The organism is Halococcus thailandensis JCM 13552 (assembly GCF_000336715.1).
GTDB lineage: Archaea > Halobacteriota > Halobacteria > Halobacteriales > Halococcaceae > Halococcus > Halococcus thailandensis.
In genome coordinates this window covers 1-22,278 of the sequence record NZ_AOMF01000151.1, presented here as the reverse complement: position 1 = coordinate 22,278, position 22,278 = coordinate 1, and the positions used below count along the sequence as shown (strand labels likewise).

Genomic DNA, 22,278 nt, shown 5'->3' with positions numbered 1-22,278 from the left:
GGGACCGACAAACCGTGCTATCGCCGAGCCTCCCTGTCGACTTCCGAAAGATCCTCGGCCTGGAGAACACCAACGACGATGAGAGCGGTGCTCGCGCCCGCGATCGCCTCCAACTGGATGACACCAACTGGCATGGCCATATTGTGCGGTTGTCACCACTGCGACTAAAACGTTGAGCCGATCCGCGGGCTCATCCACGTCCTGTCGGTCGTTCGTGCTCGTGTTCCCGCCGTGGTTTTATGCCGACAGGCCGCCTACGCATGGCGTGAGCAGTCGCATCAGCGCGCTCGATGCGGTGGTGTTCGGCGTCGACGTCCAGAGCGGGGACGTCCGCGGTGACGCGCCCTCCTACGCCGTCGTGGCGTTCGACGGCGAGAACTTCGACCGGGATGTCGTCTCGCATCGCAAACTCCAGCGGCTCGTCGATCGCGAGGAACCGGCCATCCTCGCCACCGACAACGTCTACGAGCTCGCGACAGACAAGGACCACCTCGTCCGCTTTCTGGGCAGTCTACCCGACGAGACCAAACTGGTCCAGGTCACCGGCGACGAGCAGCCCGAACCCCTCTCGCGGGTGGCGAACCGTCACGGGGTTCCCTACGGCAAGAAGTCGATGAAGGAGGCCGAGGCCGCCGCCCGCCTCGCCGCCGCCAACGTGGGTTACGAGGTCTCGGCGTTCACCGACACGACCGAGGTGAAGGTCGCGCGTGGGCGTTCGACGGGGAGCGGCGGCTGGTCGGAGGACCGCTTCACGCGCCGGATCCACGGCTCGGTGAAGCGCCGCGCCCGCGAGGTCGCCACCGCGCTCGACGAGGCGGGACTCGACTACACGATGGACGAAACCGAGAAGTACGGGGGCTACTCGAACGCCGTCTTCACCGTCGAGGCTCGCCCGTCGGACATCCCCGTCTCGCGGAACCGCTCGGGCGACACCAGGGTGGAGATCGAGCGCGTCAGGCGCGACGGGATCGAGTTCCGCCCGCTCGCCAAGCGCCGCGATCACGTGCTCGTCGGCATCGACCCTGGGACGACGACCGCCGTCGCCATCGTCGGACTCGACGGACAGGTGTTGGACGTGCTGAGTACCAGAACCGCCGATACGGCCGCCGTCACCGAGTGGATCATCGAGCGCGGTCGACCCGTGGTCGTCGCTGCGGACGTCGAGCCGATGCCCTCCACGGTGGAGAAGATCCGCCGGAGCTTCTCGGCGGCGGGCTGGATCCCCGAGCGCGATCTGCCCGTCGACGAGAAACAACACCGCACCCGCGAGGAGGGGTACGACAACGACCACGAGCGCGACGCACTGGCGGCCGCCTTCCACGCATTCGACGACTACGAGGACACTTTCGAGCGCATCGCAGGGAAGGTGCCGCCACGGATCGAGACCGGGACCGTCATTGCCCGCGTGGTCGCCGGCGAGGAACCGGTCGAGGCAGTCCTGGAGGATCTCGCCGACGATGATGGTGGCGAGGAGAGCGAGGAGACCCACGAACCACGCGAACTCACCGCCGAGGAACAGCGCATCAAGGATCTCGAAGCGCGTGTCGAGCGCCTCGATGCACACGTCGACGATCTCGAAGCGACGATCGAGGAAAAGGACGAGACGATCGCCGAGTACGAGCGCGAGCTCACGGACGCCAGACGCGAGGAGCGCCGCGAGGCCAGGGAGCGCCGCGAGGTCGATCGTCTGAAGCGCGAGAACGAACAGTTAGAGCGGCAGCTCGACGAGCAACGCGAGGAAACCGAACAGATCGAGGCGAAGCTCGACAGGCTGAAAGAGCTCTGGCGGCTCGACCACTCGAACTTCGCCGACGTCGCCGAGAAGCGACAGGGGCTCGTCCCCGTCAAACCGGTAGCGAAGTTCACTACAAGCGCGCTCCAGGCGGCCGACGAGCGCTGGGAGCTCGCGCCGGGCGACGTCGTCTATCTGCGCGATGCGAGCGGTGCGGGCCGTTCGACCGCTGAAACCCTCGTCGAACGCGAGCCCCGCCTCGTGCTCAAATCGGGTGGTCTCTCGGAGGTCGCCCGCGAGATCCTGTTCGATCACGAGATCCCGACTGCACCCGCCGACGAGGTGACGATCGAGGAGCTCGACGACCTCGCGGTCGCGCGCGAGAGCGACGTCGAGGACGCCATCGACGGCTGGCGCGACCGTGCAGACGAGCGCCGGAAGTCCCAGACCGGCGAGATGGTCGACAAGCTCATCAGCGAACACCGAGCCGACCGCGGCGAGAGCGACTAGATCATTCCGTCCATGCCGAAGGCCGAGAGCATTCCGGAGAGGAGGCCACGTACGACGAGCACGAGACCGATCAGGACGAGTGCCAGCCCGCCGGCGACGACCGGCGCGACGTACGCGATGACGGCCAACCCGCCGAGACAGCAGAGAACGCCGACGATGCCGGCGAGTCCGAGTTTGTCGAGCATACTGCCCCATCCGTCGTCGGCGTGTTAAACACGATGAATCGCGGTGAGGTCGATCAGCATCCCTCGTGGCTCAGAACTCGTTACAGACCGGGATGCCGACGTTGTCGTAGTCGCCGAAGGCGGCGACTTTCTCGGGCACCTCTTCGAGCGGGATGGTCTCGGTGACGATCCGACCCGGATCGAGCGTTCCGTGGTCGATCATTCGGAACATCTCGTCGTACTCGTGGGGTGGCATCCCGTAGGAGCCGTAGAACTCGCGCTCGTCCTGAACCATCGTGTCCACGGGCAGCGAAACCTCGCCGCCTTCCTCGGAGGTCGTCAGCCCGATCTGGAGGTGTTGACCGCCCGCCATCAGACTGTTCACCGAGTTTCGGCAAGTCTCGGCGATGCCCAGCGCATCGACGCTGACGTCGACGCCGCGACTCGATTCGGTGAACCCCTTGACCTGTTGAGGAACGTCCTTCACCTCGTCGGCCTTCACGACCTCGACCGCGCCGAGCTCCTCGGCCTTGTCGAGCGCCTCCTGATTGAGATCCACGCCGATGACGTTCGCGCCGAGCGCGTCGGCGACGTGGATCGCCGAGAGCCCGACGCCGCCGCAGCCGTGGACCGCGACCCAGTCGCCGGGATCCACGTCGACCTTGTGGGCGACCCCGTGGAACGCCGTGGCGAACCGACAGCCGAGCCCGGCGACGTCGACCGAATCGAGGCCGTCCGGGACTTTGATCGCGTTCTGGTCGGCGACGCGGACGGGATACTCCTCGGCGTAGGCCCCCTGCTGGAAGTCGAGAAAGCCCATCGGCACCGAGCGCTCGCAGATGTTCGCCCGTCCCGCCCGGCAGTGGACGCAGGTGCCGTCGCTCATGTTGAACGGGTTGGTGACGCGATCACCCTCACGGATCCGCTCGACGTCGTCGCCGACCTCGACGACCGTGCCGACGGGTTCGTGGCCGAAGACCAGTCCGGGCTGCATCAGCAGCCCGATCCAGTCCCAGTCGCCCTTCCAGGCGTGCCAGTCCGACCGGCAGACCCCGCAGGCCTCGGTCTCGACGACGATCCCGTCGGCATCGGGTTCGGGACGATCGATCTCCTCGATCTCCATCGGTTCTTCGGGTCCTTGGAAGACGACGGCGCGCATCGTGATCCCATGCCGTGGCAGCATCTTAAATCATTGGTAGGGAATGTCATAGGCCGGTTCACGACGGTTGCGTGGTTATGATCCCTGACGAGTGCGCGCCGTGAGAGCGGTGCTGTCCGATGGTCCATGGACGTACGGTATAAAAATCGCCCGTCACCTGCGGAGGAACGCTTTTGATCGACGATGGTGAGAATGTGACATGGCGACCGACACCGGCTCGCAAACGCGCATGAGCGGCGACGGGATACTGGCGGTGATCGCGGGGAGTTTCGTCGGCGCGATCCTCGTCGGGCTCGTCCTGCAGGCGGGTCTCGGCCGGGGCGGGGTTCTCCAGTTCGGCGCGCTCGTCGCTCGGCCGGAGTACAACGTCAGCTGGGCGGTGCTGTTCGTTCTGAGCACGCTGTTCACGTTGTCGTTCGTCCGGTTCGTCTCCCGATCGATCAACGGCTTCGTCACACGGGTGATCTCCCTCTCGCGGCGCAACGAGGTTCTCAAAGAGATTCTGGTGCCCCTGCTCCAGCGCTCGGCGCTCACCGTGACGACGAACGCGCTCGGGCTCATCTACGGGGCCGCCATCTGGCTGATCGTCTACGTACTGTTCATCCCGCTTTGGCTCGCGTTCGTCATCGGGATCGAGGGGGTGGCGATCCCGAACCTCCAGCTCGCGGGCTTTTTCGCGTGGGTGCTCTACGGCGGGCTCGTCGGGCTGCTCTACGGGCTCATCATGGAGTCGTAGCCCCTGCTGGAAGACTTAAACCGCTCGCTGTCGAAGGGCGGCCATGAGCGACGGTGGCAGTCAAACAGGTCTCCGGATGCCCGAGGAGGACGAACTGTTCGCCGTCGTCACGGGCATGCTCGGAGCCAACAGGATCGAGGTTCGGTGTATGGACGGCACCGACCGCACCGCACGGATCCCGGGCCGGATGCAAAAGCGCGTCTGGATCCGCGAGGACGACGTCGTGCTCGTCTCGCCTTGGGACTGGCAGGACGAGAAGGCCGACGTCGAATGGCGCTACGACAAAGCCGACGCCGATCGACTGCGCGAGGAGGGCCACGTCCAGGACTAGCGTGGTTCGTTTCCATCCGTCCGGTGTCGATCGCACACCCTCGATTCTCGCCCGTCGACCATCCATCGTGACGAGTGCGTTCCCCGTGGAGGCCGATCGCCCGTGAGCGACGAGTACGGCCTGCTCGACGAGGAGGCGGCCGACGCGCCGGGCGACGAGTGGGAGAACCTCGACGTCACCGACACCGAGGCCGACCGCACCGCCCGCACGCAGGACCGCGAGTTCGCGAAGTTCCGCGAGCGCCTCAAGGACGCCGACCAGTTCAAAGTCGAGGGCGGCGTCTTCGACGAGGCGACGCTCGGCGCGCTCTACACGCTGGTCCAGCACGGCCACATCGACGCGCTCGGCGGGCCGATCTCGACCGGGAAGGAGGCACACGTCTTCCTCGCGAGCGCCGGCGACCGTGACGTCGCGGTGAAGATCTACCGCATCAACGCGAGCGACTTCACACAGATGCGCCGGTATCTGGAGGGCGATCCCCGCTTCGACGAGATCGGCGGCAAGAAAAAGGCGGTCGTGCTCGCGTGGACGCGAAAGGAGTTCGCCAACCTCCAGCGGGCCAAGCGGGCGGGGCTGCGCGTTCCGGAGCCGATCGCCGTCGAGCGCAACGCCCTCGTGATGGAGTTCCTCGGCACCGACGGCGAGCGCGCCAGACGCCTCTCGGAGCTGCAGCTCGAAAACCCCGACACCGCCTACGAGGTCGTCCGCGAATACATGTGCCGACTGTACAGCGCGGGGCTGGTCCACGGCGATCTCTCGGAGTACAACATCCTCGTTCACGACTCGCAGCTGTGGGTGCTCGATCTCGGGCAGGCGGTGACGATCCACCATCCCAACAGTCGGGAGTTCCTCGAACGCGACTGCGAGAACGTGGCGAGCTTCTTCGCCCGGCAGGGGCTCGACACCGACGGCGAGGCGCTGCTCGCGGACGTGACGGCCGCGCGCGAAGACTGATTACCACGGGCGGCGTTCGTCCGGTATGGCACCGACAGTTCGAGCGGCGACCGTCGACGACATTCCGGGGATCCAGCGCGTCGCGCGCCGCGGCTGGCGGGAAACGTACGAGTTCCTGAGCGAGGGTGCCGTCGAGACCATTCTCGACGACTGGTATGCGGCCGACGAACTCGAAGGCCCGATCACCGCCTCCGAAAACGTCTATCTCGTCGCCGAAACGGATGGGATCGCCGGCTACGCGAGCGCCGCGCCGACCGCCAACGAGGAGGCACAGCTCTATGCCATCTACGTCGATCCCGACCGGTGGAACGACGGGCTCGGGACGGCGCTGCTCAACGCCGTTCGCGACCGCCTCTTGGACCACGGCAGCCGTCGACTGCGCGTCGAGGTGCTCGCCGAGAACGCCGTGGGGGTCTCCTTCTACGAATCGCGCGGGTTCGAGCGCACCAGCGAGCGCGAGCGCGAACTCGGTTCGCAGACGCTCGTCGAATACGTCTACTACCGCGACGTCTGACGCGGGGTGCGAAGAGTTGAAATCGCCGGGTTCCATACTGCCTGCATGCGACACGTGACGATTCCGCAGGACCGCATCGGCGTCCTCATCGGCGAGGGCGGCGCGACGATGCGCGACATCGAGGACCGTGCGGGCGTTCGTCTCGACATCGACTCCGAGACCGGTTCGGTCGGCGTCGAATCGGTCGAGGACCCGGTCCAGGGACTGAAAGGCCCCGACATCGTGCGGGCCATCGGCCGCGGGTTCGCTCCCGAGGACGCGTTGACGCTGCTCGACGACGAGCTGATGCTGCTCGAACTCATCGACATCGAGGCGGCCACGCGCAACGAGACCGATCTCACGCGCAAGAAGGGGCGTCTCATCGGCGAGAACGGCCGGACGCGCGAGCTGATGGCCGAGCTCTCGGGCGCGTCGGTCGTCATCTACGGCAGCACTGTGGGAGCGATCGGCACGCCCGAAGAGGTCGAGGTCGTCAGAAACGCCGTCGAGATGATCCTGGATGGCGCGCCCCACGGCTCGGTCTACTCGTATCTCGAACGCAAGCACAACGAACTGAAGAGTCCCGGCATGGAGTACCACCAGTACACCGGCTAGTGGATTACACGATCCCAGTGTCTTAAGTTGATCCGACACCTCTGAGGTGCAATGAATGCCATCGAAGCCACGGGTGTCGAACTCACCTACTCGGACGGAACCGAGGCGGTGCGTGGCATCGATCTCGCGATCCCCGAGGGCGAGTTCTTCGGCTTTCTCGGGCCGAACGGCGCGGGCAAGACGACCGCGATCAAGACCTTCACCACACTGCTCTATCCGACCGCCGGCACGGTGACGGTCAACGGGTTCGACGTCGTCGACGATGCCCAGTCCGTGCGGGAGACGATCGGCTACATGGCTCAGGAGACAAGCGTCGACGAGGAGCTCACCGCCCGCGAGAACATCAAGTTCGCCTGCGAGGCCTACGGCGTGCCCCGGGGCGAGCGGGCGGATCGCATCGACGAACTGCTCGATCTCGTCGATCTCGCCGACGTCGCCGACAAGGAGGCGACGGAGTTCTCCGGCGGGATGAAAAAGCGCCTCGACGTGGCGACCGCACTCGTCCACGAACCCCCGCTCGTCTTCCTCGACGAACCCACGACGGGACTCGACCCCAAAGCCAGGATCCGCCTTTGGGAGTATTTCCGCGAGATCAACGAGCAGGGGACGACCGTGTTTCTCACGACGCAGTATCTGGAGGAGGCCGACGAGCTCTGTGACCGGCTCTCGGTGATCCAAGATGGAAAGATCGTCGCCACGGATGCGCCCGACACGCTGAAATCCGAGGTCGGCGGTGACGTGCTCGACATCACGATCGACGACGCGAGCGAGGAGCGGCGGGCACACGCCGCGGAGGTCGCCCGCGAGTCGGGGCTGTTCGCCGACGGAACGGTCGAGATCACCGACGACGGCATCAGCGTCGCCTCCGAGCACGCCCGCAGCCGCGGCACCGATCTATTGCTGGCGCTGCGCGATGCCGACTTCACGGTCACGGGCTTCGACGTGCGCTCGCCCACCCTCGACGACGTGTTCCTCGCCATCACCGGCGAACCGGCCGAGGAAGACGACGAACCGGCTGAGGGAACTCGGGAATCGGCCGCCCCGGAGGCTGCTCAATGAGCACCGTCGAGGCGGGCAACAGCAACGGGTTCCTCATGGACATCTGGATCAACCTGAAGCGCTGGCTGATCAAGACGACCCGCAACCCGTTCGTCGTCGTCGGCTCGCTCGTCCAGCCGGTCATCTTTCTCGTTCTGTTCACCGAGATCTTCGGCGGGGCCGTCGGCGGCGCGCTCAGTCAGGCGCTCGGGCCGGACATCTCCTACGTGACCTACCTCACGCCAGCGATCATCGTCCAGTCGGCGCTCGTCGCGGCCGCCGGCTCCGGGATCGGGCTCGTCGACGACATGGAGAACGGCATGTTCGAGAAGGTGCTCGTCTCGCCGATCAACCGCGCCGCGATGTTCCTCGGCAAGTCGCTCTCGGAGGTCGTCCGGATCGTCGTCCAGACGTTCATCATCCTCGGGCTCGGCTACGTCCTGCTCTGGTTCGACACGGGCGGCGAGATCGGTACCTACATCGAGACCGGGATCGTCGGCGCGCTCGGGATCGTCCTCGTCGCCATCGTCTTCGCGATCTGGTTCACCGCCTTCTCGAACATCGTCGCGCTCGTCACCCGCGATCAGGAGTCGACCATCATCGGCGCGAACCTGCTTCAGTTCCCGCTGCTGTTCGTCTCCAGCGCCTTCCTCCCGGTCGATATCCTCCCGAACTGGGTGCAGACCGTCGCCACGTTCAACCCGATCACCTACGGCGTCGACGCCGCCCGCGCGCTGATGCTCGGTCGTGACGTCCAGACCGTGATCGACGTGACGGCGTTCGGCGGGGTCTGGAACACCCTGATCCCCTCGTTCGCCGTCCTGATCGCGCTCGATATCGCCCTCGGCGCGATCGCGGTGCGCTATCTCAATCGCGCGTCGAGCTCGTCGGCACAGTAGCCGACCGAACGCGAAACGGCTACCCCGTCCCGGCCCTCGCTCCCGATATGAACTGGACCGACCGCTTCCGTACCACCTTCGTGGCGCTGGCCGCCGTCGGCCTTCTCGGGGCCGGTGCCGGGCTCGTGCTCGGTCTCGGTCTCGGTTTCGTCGTCTTCTGTGGCGTGGTCGGTATCGGCGCGCTCGCCGTCCTGCGCCGTGGCGAACCCGCCGTCGCACCGGTTTTGCTCGCGGTCGGTGTCGTCGCCGTGCTCCTCGCGATCGTCTACGGCGTCCGCGACCCGCTGCTCGGGCTCTTGCTCGCCGCGATGGCCGCCGTGGCGTTCGTCCGTGGCTATCAGTATTACCAAGTTTACGGCACGTAGCGGACCTCCCTCTTCCTTCTCCTTTCCGGAGCGCAACCGACCGCTTACAGCGCGTAGTGCTCGCCATCGACCGCGAGCGGCTCCGCGAACGCCTCGTCGGCGGGGAAGAAATGCGAAACGTGGACCAGCCGTGTCTCGGTGGCTCCGAGTTCATCGGCCAGCGAGAGTGCGCCCTCGCGAGTCATGTGTTTCGTGCCGAACGTTCGTGGCGTCCCGTCGGCGTCGTGGTGGTCGCCGCCGAGCGGGTGATGCTCGCAGAACGACGCCGGCGCGATGGCGTCGGCGAGCAGGAGGTCCGCGTCGGCCAGCCGGGCGCGCGATTCGTCCGGGATCCCGTAGTTCGTGTCGCCGGTGATGGCGAGTTTCGCGCCGTCGCCTTCGATGACGACGCCGTAACAGACGAGCGGCGGATGGGAAACCGGGACGAACGTCACGTCGAAGCCACAGGCTTCGAACGTCTCCAACGGACGCTGCCCGTGGACCGAGAGTGCGTCGAGATAGTCGTACTTCCCTCGTACCGTGTCGGCGACGCTCTCGCCGGTTTTCGGATCGGTTTCGTTCGCCGCGTGGACCGGGAGATCGGAAAAGAGCCGGAAGGCGTTGCCGAGCCCGTCGAGATGGTCGAAGTGGATGTGCGTGACGAGCGCCGCGTCCGGGAGCGCCACGTCGTTGTCGAGGAACTGCCGGCGGAAATCGGGGCTCACGTCGACGAGCAGCGACTCGTCGGTCCGTTCGTTGCGGACGTGGACCGAGAACCGACTCCGTTCGACGCCGTTCTCGCGGGCGGCGGTGCAGGTGTCGCAGTCACAGCCGACGGTCGGTGTGCCAGTTGTGTCGCCGGTGCCGAGGAGCGTGACCTCCACGCTCAGTGGTCGTGAGCGTGACCGTCGGCACCGTGGTCGTGATCGTGCTCGTCTGACCCGCCATCGGCGCTGATGTCACCGCCGGCCACTAGGGCGTCGTGATCACCCTCGATCATGTCGAGATCCTTCAGGCTGTCGCGCTCCTCGAAGTCGCGCACTGCGGCCTCGAGGTCGGCCTGTGTCAGCGTGGTGCGCTCCTCGGTCAGCGCGTCGAGGACGGCCTCGCGGAGCACGAGCCGGAGATCGCTGCCGGTCAGCCCTTCGGTATCGCTGGCCAGCGCTTCGGGATCGAAGTTCTCGATATCCATCTCGCGGGTGACGATCCGGAGGATGTCCGCGCGCATCAGCGAGTCGGGCTTCGGGAAGTTGACGATCTCGTCGAAACGCCGCCAGGCGGCCGCGTCGAGCTGGTCGGGATGGTTGGTCGCGCCGATCAGCAGTACCTCGTCGTTGATCAGGCTGATCTCGTCGATGCTCTTGAGCAGCGTGTTCACCGCCCGTTTCAGCGCGACGTGCTCGTCCGAGTTCCTAGTTTTGGCGACGAAATCAAACTCGTCGATGAAGAGGATACACGGCGAGAGCCGTTTGGCCACCTCGAAGGTCTTCTCGACGTTTTTCGCCGTCTCGCCGAGATACTGGCTCGTGACCATCGACAGTTTCACCTCGACGAAGGGGAGATCGAGTTCGTGGGCGAGCGCCCGTGCCGTGGTCGTCTTGCCCGTTCCCGGCGGACCCACGTACAGGAGCTTGCCGATCTCGCGCAGGCCGATGGTGGCGAGATACTCGCGGTGTTCGATGGCCTTCATGATCTTCTCGATCTCACCTTTCTGATCGCTGGTCAGCACGAGATCGTTGAGTGTCATCTCGACCTCCTCGGGCGCGCGTACGTCGACGAGATCGAGCATCTCCTCGTCCTCCTCGTTGTCGAAGTACTCCTCGAGGAGGCTGTCGATCCAGACGCGATCGGCGCGAACGGGGCGGTTGGCCTCGCGGGCGCGCTCGTAGTCGGCGTCGTCGAGGGCGGCCGCGAGCGTCGGGTTCTCCTCGATTCGGTCGGTATCGGCGCGCTCTGCGAACCAGTCCTCGGCCATCGCGCGTTCGGTCAGCGACAGCGATCCCGAGAACTCGTCGTGATCGGTGAACATCAGCCCCGAGATGGCGCTCCACGGGTCGGCCACCCCCGTGGCGGTCTCGGCGGTCGCCTCGGTCGCGGCCAGCGGGCGCTCGATCCCCTCGTCCGACCAGAACGCGCGGCGGTAACGTGGCGGCAGGTCGTCGGCGTCACGCTCACGATCATCGTTGTAGACGTGTGTCGTGAGCAGAAATTCGACGACGTCCAGTTCCGGACTGCTCATTCCCGCCTCTGTAGGCCATCCGGACGAATAAGACCGTCGAACCGCACCGGTCAGAAAACCTCAATGAAAGATCTCGGAGTTTGCGTGGGTTTAACACGACACGGGTCCGACGACGCGCATGGTCGATAGCACACCGGTCGTCGCGGCAGCATACCGAACCCCGCAGGGAAAGGAGGACGGCGTCTTCGCCGACGTCCGCAGCGAGGATCTCTCGATCCCGCTGATCAACCAGATCCTCGCCGACACTGGCCTCGCTGGCGACGACATCGACGATCTGATGTGGGGCTGTGCCCAGCAGCGCGGCGAGCAGGGCAACAACGTCGCGCGCGTGATCTCGTTGCTCTCCGATCTCGGTGAATCGGTCCCCGCGACGACGATCAACCGCTGGTGTGCCTCCTCGGCGCAGTCGATCATCTCGGCCTCCGACGCGATCCGCGCCGGCCAGCGCGACGCGATCATCGCCGGCGGCGTCGAGAGCATGAGCCGGGTGAAGATGGGACAGAACACGCAGAACGCCCATCCACGCCTCAACGAGGAGCACAACGTCGCTGAGCTCCAGATGGGGATGACCGCCGAGGAGGTCGCCGAGCGCTACGACGTCACTCGTGAGGAGCAAGACGAGTACGCCGCACGCTCGCAGCAGCGCGCCGTCGAGGCCACCGAAGAGGGGCGGTTCGACGACGAGATCGTCCCGATCGACAACGGTGAGGAGATGATCGACACCGACGAGGGACTCCGGCCGGGCACGACCGCCGAGAAGCTCGCCGAGCTCCCGACGGTGTTCAAATCCGACGGGACCGTCACCCCGGGCAACGCCTCACAGGTCTCGGACGGTGCTTCGGCCACCCTCATCACGAGCCGCGGGTTCGCCGAGGATCACGGTCTCGACGTGCTCGCGGAAGTCGGGAGCAACAACGTCGCGGGCGTCGAGCCGGAGGTCATGGGTGTCGGCCCGATACCCGCCACCGAGGGGCTGCTCGAACGCACGGGGCGGGAGATCGACGACTACGGGCTCGTGGAGCTGAACGAGGCCTTCGCCTCACAGACGCTCTACTGCCAGCGTGAACTCGGCATCGACGACGAGATATTCAACGTCAACGGCGGTGCGATCGCCATCGGTCACCCGCTCGGTGCGAGCGGCGCGCGCCTGCCGGTGACGCTGATCCACGAGATGCATAAGCGCGACGTCGACCGCGGACTTGCGACCGAATGTGTCGGCTTCGGTCAGGGCGCGGCCATCGAATTCTCGCGCTGAGCGGGGCTGACGGCGGATTTTCAGCGTTATTCGTGTCTGTCGGGGAGCACCACGACCGGACGATCGCTCTCGGTGACGAGCGCGTTCGTCAGATCGCCCGAGAGGAGTTTGAGCCATCGGCCGCCGGCCCGCGGGGTGAACGCGATGGCGCTCGCGTCGATCTCGTCGGCGACGGCGAACACCGTTTCGGGGATCTCCTCGCCGTATTCGAGGCGCGTCTCGACATCGATGTTGGCGGCATCGAACGCTTCGCGGGCGGCCGCGAACGTCTCGTCGGCGTGTTCCGGGTGCGCGCCGTCGGATGGCGCGGCTCCCTCGATAACGTGGACGACGACTGCTCGACCGCCTGTCCGGCGGAGGTGCGCCGCCGCGCCGGCACAGGTCGTGCGGGCGTCCTCGGGGCTTGCGACCGGCAACACCGCGATCTCGAAGGGATCCCTGGCCTTGCTCACGACCCACCACCGCCGATAGCGTCCTGCGATCGGTTCACAGGCGAGCGACGGCGCGGTGGCTCAAAAACCTGGGGTCGGCGTGGAGATGGATTCTGGCGCACGGGTGCGGTTCGTGGTTGCGGCTGCGGCGGTGGCGGCTGTGGTGCGGTGGCGATCCTGGTGGATGAAGGGCGAGCATCCCGGAGTTCTCGTGAACCGGAGGCGAACGAGAGCACGGAAGAGCTTCGCTCTTCCGGAGGGATGCGAGGGCTTCGGCGGTGCTGTGCGGTCGCGGGAGGCGTCAGTTGCTCCACCGCGAGCGAACGAAGTGAGCGAGCGGGCCGCGGAACCCCCGAGCACCGCGAGGGGGTGACGAAGGCTTTTGATCGACATTTTGCGAGCGAGTGAGACGCGAAGCGTCGAACGAGCGTAGCAAAAGGTCGAAGTGTCGTGGTTAGTCCGCGGGGTGGAACCGTTCGAGAGCGTTCTGGACGGGTTCGTTGAGGCCGACGAGCGTGATGCGGTCGCCCTGCTGGAGGACGAAATCACCGTCGGGAACCATGTTCTCGTCGTCGCGGCTGACGAGCGCGATGAGACAGCCCTCGGGGATGGCGTTCGCGAGCTCGGCGATCGTTTCGCCGGCGACGTCGGCGGCGGTGACTTCGAACTCCTGGACGTCGCCCGAGCGGCCGAGTTCGGTCATCCAGTTCCAGAGCGCGGGCCGTTCGATGCGGTTGTCGATGGCCCACGAGGTGGCGATCGGTGCGGAGATCGTCTCGACGTCGAGTTCGGCGAAGGCGTCGTCGTTTTCCGGCTGATTGACGCGGGCGATGACCTGTTCGGTGTCGAAGGCGGTGGCCGCGAGCTGGGCGACCAGCAGGTTCGCGTCGTCGTCGCCGGTGGTCGCGACGATCGTCGAGGCGTTCTCCGCGCCCGCCGATTGGAGGACGTCGCGGTGGGCACCGTCGCCGATGTGGACCGAGAACCCCTCCGACCGGGCGGTCTCGACGTTCTCCTCGTCGTGTTCGACGATGACGACGTTCTCGCCGCGGGCTTCGAGGCGTGTGGCGAGATCCCGCCCGACCTTCCCCCCACCGACGATGATGGCGCGCATGGGAAGCACGTCGAGATACTCGGCAATGTATCTGGCCAAACCGCCCTCGACCAGCACGGTGGCGAAGATGACCAGGAAGACGGTGCCGACGAGCGTCTCGGCGGCCGCGCTCATCCCCTCGGCCTGGAGGCGCACGGCGAACAGCGTCGCCACGGAGGCGGGGATGATGCCCCGTGGGCCGATGGCGCTCATGAACAGCCGTTCTTCGCGGGTGAACCGACCGCCCGACGTCGAGAGGAAGACGATGAGCGGTCGGAGCACGACCATCACGACGACCACGACCGCCAGCCCGCCCAGTCCGAAGGGGAGATCGTCGAAGTTGAGCAGCGCGGCGAGTGCGATGAACACGAACGAGAGCACCATGAGCGTGATATCGCCCTTGAAATCGGTGATCTTGTCCTCGTAGGGGATGTCGAGATTGCCGACGATGAGGCCGGCGGTGGCGACCGCGGCGATCCCGGCCTCCGAGGTCCAGACGTTCGCCAGCCCGTAGGCCACCAGTGCACCGGCGAGCACGAGCAGGCGAGCGTTGCGGGGCGCGTTGCCCGGCGAGAGGTCGACGTAGCGGATGAGATACCAGAGCACGCCGGCGACGGCCGTGCCGACGCCGATGCCGACGCCGAGCTTGATCGCGAAGACGACGAGGATGGCCGCGATCCCCTCGGAGGCCTCGAAGACGACCTCGAAGACGACGACCGCGAGGATCGCCGCCGTCACGTCGTTGACGATCCCCTCGGTTTCGAGGGTGGTTGCCACGCGATCGCGTACGGGGACGACGTCGAGGATCGGTGCGATGACCGTCGGCCCGGTCGCAACCAGCAGCGCGCCGACGAGAAGGGAGATGTCCCACGGGGCGTTCAGCGCGTAGTGGACGACGACGGCCGTTCCGAGCAGCGAGATGGCCGCCCCGAGCGTGGTGAGTCGTATCGTCGCCGAGGAGGTCTGTCTGAGGTCCTCGATACGGAGGTGGAAGGCCCCCTCGAAGACGATGATCGCGACCGCGAGTCCGACGATGGCCGGGAGTGCGCCGCCGAACGTGTCGGCGCTGATGATCCGCGAGGGGAGCACCAGCCCCGACAACGGACCGAGGATCAGCCCCGTGCTCAACAGGAAGATGATGCTCGGTACGCGAAAGCGATCGCCGAGCATCTGCGAGGCGACCCCGAGCGCCATGATGCCCGCGACGAGCGCTATTAGCTCTGCCCCGCCGGTTGCCACTCCCGACCCTCCATATTCCGACCGGTAAGAAACCAGACCATATAAGCGCGTTCACTCCGCGGTCTCAGTCGGCATACAGCGCGTCGATCGCCTCGTCGTAGCGTTCCTCGATGTTGCGTCGTTTCTTCTTCATCGTCGGCGTCAGGAGATCGTTGTCCTCGGTGAACTCCTCGGGGACGAGTGCGAACTTCTTGATACGTTCGTGGGACTCGAAGTTCTCGTTGACCGCCTCGACCACCTCGCCGATGCGTGCCTGGACGTGTTCGTTCTGACAGAGCGCGCTCGAATCGTCGGGCAGGTCGATCCCCTCCTCTCTGGCCCATTTTCGCACCCGCTCCTCGTTGGGGACGACGAGCCCGCTCACGAACTTCTCGCCGTCGCCGAGCACCATACACTGTTCGACGAGCTGGCGCTGGGCGAAGGCGTCCTCGATCGGGCCGGGTGCGACGTTTTTGCCCGTCGAGAGCACCAGCAGCTGCTTCGAGCGCTCGCGGAAGGCGATGTAGCCGTCGGGCCGGCGTTCGACGACGTCGCCGGTCCGGAACCAGTTTCCATCGAAACTGTCCTCGGTCGCTTCGGGGTTCTCCCAGTAGCCATCGGTCACGTTCGGCCCGCGCACGAGCAGTTCGCCGACCTCGCCGTCGGCGTCGAGATCGTCGGGCACCACGCTCGCGTCCACTTTGACCTCCTCGTCGACGACGGGCGGGCCGATGGTGCCGATCTCGGGCGCTTCGGGCGGGTTGACCGCCACGACGGGTGCGGTCTCGGTGAGGCCATAGCCCTCCAGGATCGGCAGCCCCATCCCGTCGAACAGTCGACCCAGTTCGGGCGAGAGGCTGCCGCCGCCACTGATGAAGAACTCGATGTTGCCGCCGACACCCTCGCGGACCTGCTCGAAGACCAGCCGATCGGCGAGCGCGCGTTTCGCGCGCAGCGAGAGTCCGGGCGACTCACGCTCTTGGTACTCCCGGCCGACGTCGACGGCCCACTCGAAGATCCGTTCGCGAAGTGCGGATTCGCTGGCCTGCTCGCGGATCGAGTCGTACAGTTTTTCGTACACTCGGGGGACGCTCGTCCCCGTCGAGGGGGTGACGAGCGGGAAGTCCTCCTGAAGCGTATCGGGGCTCTCGGCGTAGGCGACGCTCGCGCCCGCGGCGAACATCAGGAAGTGGCCAGCCAGCCGCTCGAAGACGTGTGCGAGCGGGAGAAAGGAGAGCGTACTCACGTCCGGGTCGATCGTCGGGAGATCACCCTTGTCCTCGCGCGGTCCGAACCGGCGGTAGACCTGATCGACGTTCGCCTTGAAGTTCCGGTGGGTGAGTCTGACGCCCTTTGGCTGGCCGGTCGTTCCGGAGGTGTAGACGAGGCTGGCGAGATCGTCGGGATCGCGCGCGTCGAGCCAGCCCTCGTAGTCGCTCTGCTCGAACGAGCCGACGCCGCGTTCGTGGACCTGCGCGAGCGTGAGCACGTCCTCGCGGTCGCCGTACCCCTCGATACTGTCCATCGAGACGACGAAGTCGAGATCGAGTTCGTCCTCGACGGCGAGCACGCGTTCGAGCAGCTCCTGATTTTCGACGACCACTCCCGTAGCCCCGGGGTCGTCGAGGAGATATTCGACCTGATCGGGCGAGGAACTCGTGTAGACGGTCGTCACGACGCCGCCGGCGGCGAGCACGGCGAAATCTGTCTGGGCCCACTCCATGCGCGTGTTCGCGAACAGTCCCACCCTGTCGCCAGCCTCGATGCCGAGGCTACGAAAGCCCGCCGCGAGTCGCTTGACGATCCGGTGCATCTGCCGGTAGCTCAGGTTCGCGAACTCGCCGTCGGGTGCCTGCGCCACGATCGGACCGGCCAGCGAGCGGTCGTAGACGCCGCCCTTGTACTGTTGGGCGACGCGTTCGTCGTGGCGCGTGGCGCTGCGCTCGAACATCCGCGACAGCGTTCGCTCGCCGAGCACCTCGCTTTCGAACTCCGCCTCGGCTTCCTGCCAGTCCATACCCTCCCACCGGCTGGCTCGGTAATAAACATCGGCCATCGGATTTGGAAACAAGGCTACACGATCGGCCGCAGTCCGGTGTCACATGACGCTCAGAACGGGTTGGTCGGCGTTCAGCAGCACCGACTGCGTCACGCTGCCGAAGACCGCCTTGCCGGTCGGCGAGCGTTTGCGCTTGCCCACGACGACGTAGCGCGCGTCGTGCTCGTCGGCGTACGCGATGATCCGCTCGCTGGCCTTGCCGACGACCCCGACGGGCGTCGCGTCGCTGCCGACCGTTGCCGCCGCGGCGATCTGCCGTGCGGCCTCCTCGCCGTCGTCGGGTTCGTCGTCGAACTCCATCGTACTGCTCTCGGTGGCGTTCTGCTCGATCTTTCGTGCTTCCATCGGGCTGAGAACGTGGACGACGTGAGTCTCCTCGTCGAAGGCGTCCGCGAGCGCGTCCGCCTCGGCGACGACCTGTTCGCTCCGATCGGATTCGCCCACTGCGGCGACGATCATTGTCACGCCCGTTGTTTGCCGGGATGGTTATAGATTTCGCCGCTCGTGGAACGTGACGATCGAATCCTGGGGAAATGCTATTCGATGAGCCAACTGCTGGCCGGTCGTGTTCTCTCTGGGAGGATGGACAGCGAGGAAGGGGAAGGGGCCACGATGGGGATGAGGGGAAGTGGGCGGTGGATCGCTAGATGGGGAGGGAGTGAAGGGCTGATCTTACCCTGGCCGTCCTCTCACAGTCGCGGCACACCCGGTTCGACCATCTCGATGTCCCACGTGTACTCGGTGGTGTGGCCCAGCTGCGAGCGATCGAGCATCATGCTGCCGTCCGTGCCGTCCCGCTGCCGTTCGCGTCCTGGATCGCCCTTGTCGGGCGGCATGACTGGCACGAGCGGCTCGATCGCTTCGCTGTCGCGGTCGTAGTTCGTTGCGTCGGTCGTCTCGTTGCTCGGTTGTCGTGGTGGCTGTTTCATGTCCACATCCACTGTATATACCGGAAGTTAATGAAAGTTACTGATTATACGGTCAAACTAGCAGTAGAATCCGGATTTAAGCGCAAAATTGATAGAGATACTCTCGGCAAAATCGGTTGCCGCCCTCACAGCGGGTTGTTTCTCTATACATCTATACTCAATACTATTGGCTATTTCACTCACTCTCTTTCGAATAGTTACTTTGAACTACAAATTAACCAGTATCTATAAATGGTTCGCGGTCGAACGTGTGGGTATGGCGCAACGCGAACAGATCAGGACGGGCGAACGCGGCGTGCTCGCTCACTTCGGGCACATGGACGAGGAACCGATGACGATCACCGAGGGTGACGGTGCGTACGTGCGCACCGACGACGAGGAGGAGTACCTGGACTTCACCTCCCAGCTGTACTGCGTGAACGCGGGCCACAGCAACGACGCCATCACCGACGCGATGGCCGAGCAGCTCGATCGGATCCAGTACGTGTCCTCGGCGAAGGACAACGACGCGCGCAGCCAGCTCGCCGACACGCTGACCGAGGTCGCGCCACAGTCGCTCACGGACGTGTTCTTCTCGATCTCGGGCAGCGAGGCGAACGAGGCGGCGATCCAGATCGCCCGCGAGTTCCAGGATTCCTCGACGGTACTGACCCGCTGGCGCTCCTATCACGGCGGCACGTACGCGACCGCAGGCATCACGGGCGATCCCGCGATCCGGCTGCCGGTCGAATCGCACGCCGCGACCACGGGCAACGTGAAGTTCCTCCCGCCGTTCGGGGGTGCCGACGCCGCCTTCGACGCCGACTCGCCCGAGGAGCTCACCGAGCGCTCGCTCGACCACCTCGAATACGTCATCCGCAACCAGGGGCCGGACTCGATCGGCGCGCTCGTCACGGAGATCGTCGGCGGGTCGAGCGGGGCGTTCACCGCGCCGCCAGGCTACTTCGAGGGCGTGCGCGAGCTCTGTGACGAGTACGACATCCTGCTGATCGCCGACGAAGTCATCTCCGGTTTCGGCCGCTGTGGCGAGTGGTTCGGCAGCCAGACCGAGGATCTCGAACCGGACATGATCACGTTCGCCAAGGGCGTGACGAGCGCCTACGCGCCCCTCGCCGGCGTGCTGATGCGCTCGGAACTCGGCACGGCGCTCCGCGAGGACGCGATGGACATCGGCCAGACGTTCGCCGGCAACCCGGTCGCGTGTGCCGCTGGCAACGCTGCCCTAGAGGAATACGACGACCACCTGATCGACAACGTTCGGGAGCTCTCGCCCGCCCTCGAAGAGCGGGTCCAGGACCTCGAAGATCACGATGTCGTCTGTGACGTCCGCGGGCGCGGCTTCCACTGGGCGGTCGAGTTCGCCGATCCCGAAACGGGCGAGCCGGTGTTCGATCCGCGCGTGGAAGACGGTTACAACCCCGTCGCGGACGTCCTCACCCGCACGCGCGAGAAGGGCGTGCTCGTCGGCGGTGGTCGACCGTTGATTCAGGTCATGCTCTCGCCGCCGTTCTGTGTCGACGAGGACGACATCGAGACGGGCGTCGCGGCGCTCGAAGAGTCGATCGAGGAGGTGTTCGAGTAGCGCTACTCGTCCTCGGCGTCGGCGATCGCTTCGAGCGTATCGAACTCGAAGTTCTTGAGCAGTCGCGGCTCGTTTTTGATGGTGGAGATGGTGAACATCGATCGGGTCCGGATCACCTCGTCGATCCCCTCGAACTGGCTGATGAGATCCTCGACCATCCCCTGATTGCCGAGGCGGGCGATGACGACGAAGTCGGTCTCGCCCATCGTGAAGTAGACCTGATCCGCGCCCTCGATGTTCGAGAGCTTCTCACCGACGCGCTCGTGGTAGCCCTCGTCGTACTCGGCGATGACCTCGGCGATGATGGTGACGCCGAGGCCGACCTTCTCGTAGTCGATGTCGTAGAGATCGTTCTTGATGACACCCTCCTCGCGGAGGTTGTTCAGCCGGTAGTAGATCGTCGACTTCGGGATGCCAGTCTCCTCGTGGAGCCGGTCGGGGCTGCCGGTGCCGAGGTTCGCAATCGCCGAGAGGATCTTGATGTCACGTTCGTCCATAGTTGAATGCGGTTGGAAGNGTCTCCTCGTGGAGCCGGTCGGGGCTGCCGGTGCCGAGGTTCGCAATCGCCGAGAGGATCTTGATGTCACGTTCGTCCATAGTTGAATGCGGTTGGAAGATACTCGACACGCGCACTTAATTCTCCCTATTACGTGTAGAACGACGACTGAAGAAACGGTCGGGAACCGGGCGACGAGAGGCTGGTGGGGTCGTTACGTGCCCACGAGATCGAACGTGTAGCCGGCACCCTGCTCCTCGGCGCTCTCGTAGATCAGGCCCGCGGCCGCGATATCCTGGATCGCCAGTCCCGTCGAATCGAAGACGGTGAGCTCGTCGGTCGGCGCGTCGCGCGTTCCGCTGACGACCTCGCTCAGGTCGGCGTGGACGTCTTTTCTGGCGAGGCGGCCTTCGGCGACGGCGACGTTGATCTCGCCGCTGTGGGAACACTGCTCCCAGTCGTCGACGACGACGGCGGCGTCCTCGATGATCTCCGGATCGAGCTCCTGCTTGCCCTCCGCGTCGGCTCCCATCGCGTTGATGTGTGTCCCCTCGTCGAGCCATTCGCGCTTCAGGATCGGCTCCGTCGAGGGCGTGGTGGTCGAGATCACGTCACAGCTCGCGACCTCCTCCGGACTGCCGCCGACGACCTCGTCGGCACGACCGGCCTCCTTCTCACAGAGATCAGCGACCGCCCGCTCGTCCAGATCGGTGACGACGACCCGGTCGAGATCGACGATGCTCGAGATCGCTTCCAGCTGTGCGCGTGCCTGCTCGCCCGCGCCGACCAGCCCCATCGTGCGCGTGTCCGGCGGGGCGAGGTGGCGGCTGGCGACGCCGCCGACCGCGCCGGTGCGGTAGCGGGTGAGCTTCGTCCCGTCCATGATCGCCAGCGGGTAGGCCGTCTCCGGGTCGGAGTAGATGACGACGCCCATCACCGTCGGCAGGTCGTGTTTCGTGGGGTTGTCCGGATGGACGTTGACCCACTTGAGGCCGGCGGCGTCGTCGACGTACGCCGGCATCGCCCGGAAGTCGCCGTTCTCCTCGGGGAGGTCGACGTAGGTCTTCGGCGGCATCACCGCGTCGCCCGCCTCGTAGGCGACGAAGGCGTCCTCGATCGCGTCGATGACGCCCGCCATCTCGACGCAGTCGTCGAGCTCGTCGCGGTCGATCATCAGCGTTCCCCGCTCGGTCACGTCCTCCTCGGATGCGAGTGTGCTCATGCGCATATCGACAACTATGCGCGAGTATCTTAAACTTTTCTACCGTACTACTGCGGATATACCGGATATAATATTATCTATGGGCTGTGTATCGATCAATGCTGCCGATTACGATCCGATGATTGGAACGGTCGTCCACCGGGTGGCTCCGGAACGGTTCGGACGATGTTATTCGTCGGCCGACGTGTTTGCAGGCCGGGCGTTCATGAGGGTTCGCCAACAAAACCCGACGACGGCGTCCCGATCGACGATTGTATTCTGACGATCACAGCAAGAATACTGTCTATAGCTAAAACAAACTCCAATAAATATACATAACATTAAAGTATTCGCGAATGTATTGCGGTAGCATGGCTGATGATACCACGGATGGATCGCTGGAACGGGTTCTCTCACGATGGCAGCTGTTCGCCATCGGCTTCGGCGCGATCGTCGGCTGGGGCTGGATCATCCAGATGGGCTATTGGATCGACGAAGCGGGGCCGTACGGGGCGATGGCCGCCTTCGCCATCGGCGGGGTGCTCGTACTCCTCGTCGCGCTCATCTACGGCGAACTAGTCTCGGCGATGCCGTACGCGGGCGGCGAGCACGTCTACACCCACCGTGCGTTCGGGCCGGCGGTCTCCTTCGTCTGTAGCTGGTCGCTGTTGCTCGGCTACATGGGCGTCGTCGGCTTCCAGTCGATCGCTCTCGGCATCGGCTTCTCCTATCTGATCCCCGGATTCGATATCCTGGCACTCTGGACGTTCGCAGGCCAGACCGTCTACGGCTCGTGGGTC

24 protein-coding genes are annotated in these 22,278 nt (G+C 65.4%); 12 read left to right on the top strand and 12 right to left on the bottom strand.

Annotated features, from left to right (window positions below):
• Positions 1-17: 17 nt before the first annotated feature.
• Positions 18-140, bottom strand: a complete 123-nt coding sequence (locus C451_RS24055) for a hypothetical protein (protein ID WP_275039327.1) — start codon at positions 138-140, stop codon at positions 18-20.
• A 125-nt stretch (positions 141-265) separates the two neighbouring features.
• Between C451_RS24055 and C451_RS09090 the strand changes: the two genes are divergently transcribed.
• Positions 266-2,242, top strand: a complete 1,977-nt coding sequence (locus C451_RS09090; RefSeq protein ID WP_049913057.1) for a DUF460 domain-containing protein — start codon at positions 266-268, stop codon at positions 2,240-2,242.
• On the opposite strand, the gene C451_RS09085 is transcribed toward C451_RS09090, so the two are convergent.
• Both C451_RS09085 and C451_RS09080 read right to left on the bottom strand, forming a co-directional pair.
• Complete coding sequence (locus tag C451_RS09085) at positions 2,239-2,427, bottom strand: DUF7470 family protein (protein WP_007739920.1); 189 nt, start codon at positions 2,425-2,427, stop codon at positions 2,239-2,241. The genes C451_RS09090 and C451_RS09085 overlap by 4 nt on opposite strands.
• Before the next feature lie 70 nt (positions 2,428-2,497).
• Positions 2,498-3,565 carry a zinc-dependent alcohol dehydrogenase family protein gene (locus tag C451_RS09080; protein ID WP_049913058.1) on the bottom strand — a complete coding sequence of 356 codons (1,068 nt, stop codon included), beginning with the start codon at positions 3,563-3,565 and terminating at the stop codon, positions 2,498-2,500.
• Between the two features lie 199 nt (positions 3,566-3,764).
• Here C451_RS09080 and C451_RS09075 point away from each other — a divergent pair, with 199 nt between their 5' ends.
• The 8 genes from C451_RS09075 (at position 3,765) to C451_RS09040 (ending at position 8,996) form a co-directional block, all read left to right on the top strand.
• Entirely contained in the window at positions 3,765-4,301 is a 537-nt protein-coding gene (locus C451_RS09075) for a hypothetical protein (RefSeq protein WP_007739915.1), read from the top strand.
• Positions 4,302-4,344: 43 nt separating this feature from the next.
• A complete protein-coding gene (eif1A, locus tag C451_RS09070) occupies positions 4,345-4,632 on the top strand; it encodes a translation initiation factor eIF-1A (protein WP_004054484.1) in 288 nt (95 codons plus the stop codon).
• Between the two features lie 102 nt (positions 4,633-4,734).
• The gene (rio1, locus tag C451_RS09065; RefSeq protein ID WP_007739914.1) at positions 4,735-5,586 is read left to right on the top strand and encodes a serine/threonine-protein kinase Rio1; all 852 of its coding nucleotides are present in this window, start codon (positions 4,735-4,737) and stop codon (positions 5,584-5,586) included.
• 25 nt (positions 5,587-5,611) lie between these two features.
• Entirely contained in the window at positions 5,612-6,100 is a 489-nt protein-coding gene (locus C451_RS09060; protein WP_007739912.1) for a GNAT family N-acetyltransferase, read from the top strand.
• Positions 6,101-6,145: 45 nt separating this feature from the next.
• Positions 6,146-6,694, top strand: coding sequence for a KH domain-containing protein (locus C451_RS09055; protein WP_007739910.1), 549 nt, complete (start codon positions 6,146-6,148; stop codon positions 6,692-6,694).
• A gap of 51 nt (positions 6,695-6,745) precedes the next feature.
• Entirely contained in the window at positions 6,746-7,753 is a 1,008-nt protein-coding gene (locus C451_RS09050) for an ABC transporter ATP-binding protein (RefSeq protein ID WP_007739908.1), read from the top strand.
• Positions 7,750-8,631: an ABC transporter permease gene (locus C451_RS09045; protein WP_007739907.1), complete on the top strand. Its 882-nt coding sequence runs from the start codon at positions 7,750-7,752 to the stop codon at positions 8,629-8,631. Before C451_RS09050 ends, C451_RS09045 begins: the two co-directional genes overlap by 4 nt.
• 47 nt (positions 8,632-8,678) lie before the next feature.
• Positions 8,679-8,996 carry a hypothetical protein gene (locus C451_RS09040; protein WP_007739906.1) on the top strand — a complete coding sequence of 106 codons (318 nt, stop codon included), beginning with the start codon at positions 8,679-8,681 and terminating at the stop codon, positions 8,994-8,996.
• Between the two features lie 44 nt (positions 8,997-9,040).
• On the opposite strand, the gene C451_RS09035 is transcribed toward C451_RS09040, so the two are convergent.
• Positions 9,041-9,859, bottom strand: coding sequence for an MBL fold metallo-hydrolase (locus C451_RS09035; RefSeq protein WP_007739905.1), 819 nt, complete (start codon positions 9,857-9,859; stop codon positions 9,041-9,043).
• Between the two features lie 2 nt (positions 9,860-9,861).
• Entirely contained in the window at positions 9,862-11,214 is a 1,353-nt protein-coding gene (locus C451_RS09030) for an ATP-binding protein (protein WP_007739903.1), read from the bottom strand.
• A gap of 118 nt (positions 11,215-11,332) precedes the next feature.
• On the opposite strand from C451_RS09030, the gene C451_RS09025 reads away from it, so the two are divergent.
• Entirely contained in the window at positions 11,333-12,469 is a 1,137-nt protein-coding gene (locus tag C451_RS09025; RefSeq protein ID WP_007739901.1) for a thiolase family protein, read from the top strand.
• A 26-nt stretch (positions 12,470-12,495) separates the two neighbouring features.
• On the opposite strand, the gene C451_RS09020 is transcribed toward C451_RS09025, so the two are convergent.
• The 5 genes from C451_RS09020 to C451_RS09000 all read right to left on the bottom strand — a co-directional run bounded on the left by C451_RS09020 (position 12,496) and on the right by C451_RS09000 (position 18,199).
• Entirely contained in the window at positions 12,496-12,921 is a 426-nt protein-coding gene (locus C451_RS09020; protein ID WP_007739900.1) for a universal stress protein, read from the bottom strand.
• Between the two features lie 433 nt (positions 12,922-13,354).
• A complete protein-coding gene (locus C451_RS09015) occupies positions 13,355-15,232 on the bottom strand; it encodes a cation:proton antiporter domain-containing protein (protein ID WP_007739899.1) in 1,878 nt (625 codons plus the stop codon).
• Between the two features lie 64 nt (positions 15,233-15,296).
• Complete coding sequence (locus tag C451_RS09010; protein ID WP_007739898.1) at positions 15,297-17,228, bottom strand: AMP-dependent synthetase/ligase; 1,932 nt, start codon at positions 17,226-17,228, stop codon at positions 15,297-15,299.
• Between the two features lie 81 nt (positions 17,229-17,309).
• Positions 17,310-17,729, bottom strand: a complete 420-nt coding sequence (locus C451_RS09005) for a universal stress protein (RefSeq protein WP_007739897.1) — start codon at positions 17,727-17,729, stop codon at positions 17,310-17,312.
• A 230-nt stretch (positions 17,730-17,959) separates the two neighbouring features.
• On the bottom strand, positions 17,960-18,199 hold the full coding sequence (locus C451_RS09000) for a hypothetical protein (RefSeq protein WP_007739896.1): 240 nt from the start codon (positions 18,197-18,199) through the stop codon (positions 17,960-17,962).
• 256 nt (positions 18,200-18,455) lie between these two features.
• Between C451_RS09000 and C451_RS08995 the strand changes: the two genes are divergently transcribed.
• Positions 18,456-19,781 (top strand): aminotransferase family protein, encoded by a 1,326-nt coding sequence (locus tag C451_RS08995; protein ID WP_007739895.1) that lies wholly within the window; start codon positions 18,456-18,458, stop codon positions 19,779-19,781.
• A gap of 2 nt (positions 19,782-19,783) precedes the next feature.
• On the opposite strand, the gene C451_RS08990 is transcribed toward C451_RS08995, so the two are convergent.
• Positions 19,784-20,278 (bottom strand): Lrp/AsnC family transcriptional regulator, encoded by a 495-nt coding sequence (locus C451_RS08990; protein ID WP_007739887.1) that lies wholly within the window; start codon positions 20,276-20,278, stop codon positions 19,784-19,786.
• A 213-nt stretch (positions 20,279-20,491) separates the two neighbouring features.
• Positions 20,492-21,499 carry an alanine dehydrogenase gene (locus C451_RS08985; protein ID WP_007739885.1) on the bottom strand — a complete coding sequence of 336 codons (1,008 nt, stop codon included), beginning with the start codon at positions 21,497-21,499 and terminating at the stop codon, positions 20,492-20,494.
• A gap of 350 nt (positions 21,500-21,849) precedes the next feature.
• On the opposite strand from C451_RS08985, the gene C451_RS08980 reads away from it, so the two are divergent.
• The coding region (locus C451_RS08980; protein WP_007739883.1) for an APC family permease at positions 21,850-22,278 on the top strand (429 nt) is incomplete at its 3' end.

Coding starts and splice junctions, on each gene's coding strand:
- C451_RS09055 (WP_007739910.1), top strand. CDS start 6,146: ATGCGACACGTGACGATTCCGCAGGACCGCATCGGCGTCCTCATCGGC.
- C451_RS09040 (WP_007739906.1), top strand. CDS start 8,679: ATGAACTGGACCGACCGCTTCCGTACCACCTTCGTGGCGCTGGCCGCC.
- C451_RS09000 (WP_007739896.1), bottom strand. CDS start 18,199: ATGAAACAGCCACCACGACAACCGAGCAACGAGACGACCGACGCAACG.
- C451_RS24055 (WP_275039327.1), bottom strand. CDS start 140: ATGGCCATGCCAGTTGGTGTCATCCAGTTGGAGGCGATCGCGGGCGCG.
- C451_RS09075 (WP_007739915.1), top strand. CDS start 3,765: ATGGCGACCGACACCGGCTCGCAAACGCGCATGAGCGGCGACGGGATA.
- C451_RS09080 (WP_049913058.1), bottom strand. CDS start 3,565: ATGCGCGCCGTCGTCTTCCAAGGACCCGAAGAACCGATGGAGATCGAG.
- eif1A (WP_004054484.1), top strand. CDS start 4,345: ATGAGCGACGGTGGCAGTCAAACAGGTCTCCGGATGCCCGAGGAGGAC.
- C451_RS09010 (WP_007739898.1), bottom strand. CDS start 17,228: ATGGACTGGCAGGAAGCCGAGGCGGAGTTCGAAAGCGAGGTGCTCGGC.
- C451_RS08995 (WP_007739895.1), top strand. CDS start 18,456: ATGGCGCAACGCGAACAGATCAGGACGGGCGAACGCGGCGTGCTCGCT.
- C451_RS09060 (WP_007739912.1), top strand. CDS start 5,612: ATGGCACCGACAGTTCGAGCGGCGACCGTCGACGACATTCCGGGGATC.
- C451_RS08985 (WP_007739885.1), bottom strand. CDS start 21,499: ATGAGCACACTCGCATCCGAGGAGGACGTGACCGAGCGGGGAACGCTG.
- C451_RS09050 (WP_007739908.1), top strand. CDS start 6,746: ATGAATGCCATCGAAGCCACGGGTGTCGAACTCACCTACTCGGACGGA.
- C451_RS09030 (WP_007739903.1), bottom strand. CDS start 11,214: ATGAGCAGTCCGGAACTGGACGTCGTCGAATTTCTGCTCACGACACAC.
- C451_RS09025 (WP_007739901.1), top strand. CDS start 11,333: ATGGTCGATAGCACACCGGTCGTCGCGGCAGCATACCGAACCCCGCAG.
- C451_RS09045 (WP_007739907.1), top strand. CDS start 7,750: ATGAGCACCGTCGAGGCGGGCAACAGCAACGGGTTCCTCATGGACATC.
- C451_RS09005 (WP_007739897.1), bottom strand. CDS start 17,729: ATGATCGTCGCCGCAGTGGGCGAATCCGATCGGAGCGAACAGGTCGTC.
- C451_RS09085 (WP_007739920.1), bottom strand. CDS start 2,427: ATGCTCGACAAACTCGGACTCGCCGGCATCGTCGGCGTTCTCTGCTGT.
- C451_RS08990 (WP_007739887.1), bottom strand. CDS start 20,278: ATGGACGAACGTGACATCAAGATCCTCTCGGCGATTGCGAACCTCGGC.